Here is a 2855-nt window from a genome sequence, read left to right as displayed (position 1 = left end):
AATTTGACCCATGGTATCTATTTTATAATGCTTTACTAATAGCACAAGCACATGGCAACTGGTATGCAGTACCTCCAGACGTGTTAGGATGGTGGCCTTGGGGATATTTTATTGAATTAGGGAATACTATTGGGTTACCTTTCCTTGTAGCCTTAGCTTCCTTACCATTTTATCCAGCTTATGGTGTTAATGCCGTCTATACTGTTGCAATATTTTCTGATGTTTTGTTAGCTGGATTGGGAGTTGTAGCGTCTTTCTTGGCCGTAGAATCCCTTACTAATAGCAGATTAGCGGGATATATGGCAGGGGCTATAATAGCAGTGTCTCCTGCATTAACCTATAAGAATTTGTTAGGGGGTCTACCAAAGACATCGTGGGGAGCTGTATTTATACTATTTACAATATTTCTGTTTAACCAGGGTCTAAAGAAGAAGAATATTTGGTACGGAATTCCAGCAGGTGTATTACTATTCTTGGCCGAGATATCTTGGGGAGGATATACTTATATTGACCTTAGTTTATTGGTAGCCGCATTTCTCTTAATTTTGTTAAATAGAAATGACGATATTACCGCAAACCTATATACAGTAACAGTAGCGGTTACAGCGTTTTTAACATCATTAGCCCCCAACAATATAGGGTTCATGTCAGGGTTAGCTCATGGTTTATCAATGCTCTTAATATCAGTAATGCTTTACTTAGACCTCTATCTAAGTAAGGTATTGCCAAAAGATATAGTGGAGTCAAGAAACATAATCGTAATAGCCGTTTTAGCCTTAATCTTTGTATTAGGAATAGCCGGCTTAGTATTAGTCAGACCTTCAGCTCTGCCGATACCGCCTAGATATTACGCTATTATAAATCCATTTTACCAAGTCACTGTGCCTATAGATAAAACGGTAGCAGAATATATACCACAACCAATAACGGCTATGATAGAAGATTTTGGCATAGCTCTATTTATGTCAATTATAGGAATGTATTATTTGATTAGAAAAAGTAACTTAATGGGACTATGGCTACTAATTTTAGGTGTCGCAAGTATATTTGGAACTTCTGAACAGCCATACTTATTTAACTATACTGCATATGTAGTAGCTGCATTAGGTGGACTAGGAATATATTATGTAGTTGATGGCTTGCTAAAGGGGATCAAAAACGGAAATGGTGGAAAAATATTAGCAATAACTATTTTAGCAATAGTAGGTATCTCATTAGTTGCTGATGCAGGATTTGCAACCCTAGCTAGTAATGAGCCCCCTGCAATTACAAACGCAGCCACAAGCTTTTTGACGACCAACTACTCTTGGGTTAGCGCGGTAAATTGGATAAGAACACATTCTCCACAAAACGCTTATATTTTAAGCTGGTGGGATTACGGTTATTGGCTAGAAGTACTAACTAATAAGAGTGTAATAGATGAAAATAATACGCTAAATGGCACTCAAATCAGGTTAATGGCTGAGATGTTCTTAAACAACGAAACGTTTGCAGCGACTGTTTTAGAAAAGGACTTTCACATCTACCCATATGGCAGTCCAAATTATACAATCCCAACTTATATAGTAGCTTACGACGCAGTAACATCTGTAATATCGGGAGGTCAATTACAGTGGTATATAGGCTATCCACCAGATCTTCCAGGACCATTCTTAGGATATACGACTAGTCTCGGAGATATAGGTAAGGCTATGGGAGCTATGACCACTATAGCTGGTTACCCGCTAAATGAATACGTGAACCTAACCGAAATAAATGACAGTATAACCCAAATAATAAACACATATGCCTCAACAGATCCAACATTTGCTCAAGAGTTAGCAAATCAAATATCTCAAGCTGAACCATTTGCTTGGACACCTAAGGCTTATAACTCATTAATAGTACAAATGTTCACTGAAGCGTTATATCAAACTGGCTATGGAATACCCATAGCACCATTTACAACCCAAATAGTTCCGACTTCAAGCAGCGGCTATGCTATAACTGGGGAACCATTACCTCATGTACAATTACTTTATTTCCAACCTGCTTATATTGCATTATTCCCGGTGACTAATGGTGGTTCAGGAAGTGTATTTTACACAGTTTACATAATGGTAGTAGTATATCAATTCGTACAACCTGGAGTAATATTAAAGCCTACAGTAGTTATTAACAGTTAAGTTTAATTCCTTTTTTTAGTTCTATCCTATATTTTACATATTTATCTTGGGGAGAAAATCTTGGAGGGTGAGGAAAAATTGTTTTAGAACCACAAATCGGGCAATTCTCTTTTAAAGTATATATGTTATCTTTCTCACATTTTCTCATTTTCCACTTCATTTCTTAATCACGCTTATCTCAACTTTTTCCTCTTTGCCTATTTTAATCAAGTTAGATATAAGCTCATTTAGAGCTTGACTTGACTCTTTAGGATCAGTACCTATCACATCCACTCTATACCTAGGAGCTCCTATAGTATAGATTTTTATACTTAATATATTATTATAATTACTATCCCCCTTAATTGTTTCTAGAGCTTTTGTTATCACCTCTTTAATTCTGTTAACTCCTAACGAATCAAGTGTTCTAACCGTTATAACTTCGGAAACTTTTACTCTCTTTTCTTCAACATGCTTTGACGCCTCTTCTAATAATGGCTTAATCCACATCTCTTGAACTCCAGCTTCAATGAGAACTTTTTCTCCCTCTTTTACAGCCTTATCTATAGCTAACATGGGATCTCCGTATTTGGAAGCTAACTTCCAAGCAACTTGTTCCCATGCCTCCTTTTCATTAACTTTTAGTTTTTGTGATACTATTTCTAATATTTTATCTAGCCTCTGAATTCTTTTCCACTGTATCATTTTCTT

The 2855-nt window shown here is 36.4% G+C and carries 3 protein-coding genes; 1 reads left to right on the top strand and 2 read right to left on the bottom strand.

The genetic code is table 11. The annotated features are described in order from the left end of the window. Positions 1–2165 (top strand): STT3 domain-containing protein (locus DMP16_RS08965; protein ID WP_143577123.1); only part of this gene is annotated, 2165 nt, incomplete at its 5' end. Here DMP16_RS08965 and DMP16_RS08960 read toward each other — a convergent pair. Further along, a complete protein-coding gene (locus DMP16_RS08960) occupies positions 2155–2325 on the bottom strand; it encodes an RNA-protein complex protein Nop10 (RefSeq protein ID WP_069281585.1) in 171 nt (56 codons plus the stop codon). The genes DMP16_RS08965 and DMP16_RS08960 overlap by 11 nt on opposite strands. Beyond that, on the bottom strand, positions 2322–2855 hold a 534-nt coding region (locus DMP16_RS08955; protein ID WP_143577122.1), incomplete at its 5' end, for a translation initiation factor IF-2 subunit alpha. The genes DMP16_RS08960 and DMP16_RS08955, both read right to left, overlap by 4 nt.

Source organism: Sulfolobus sp. B1 (assembly GCF_007050195.1).
Taxonomy (GTDB): Archaea; Thermoproteota; Thermoprotei_A; order Sulfolobales; family Sulfolobaceae; genus Saccharolobus.
Note: the sequence above shows the minus strand (reverse complement) of the source record. Positions and strands in the feature narration are given on the sequence as shown.

What these genes read in the sequence shown, in the direction of transcription:
- DMP16_RS08960 (WP_069281585.1), bottom strand. Translation starts at nt 2,325, where the DNA reads ATGAAGTGGAAAATGAGAAAATGTGAGAAAGATAACATATATACTTTA.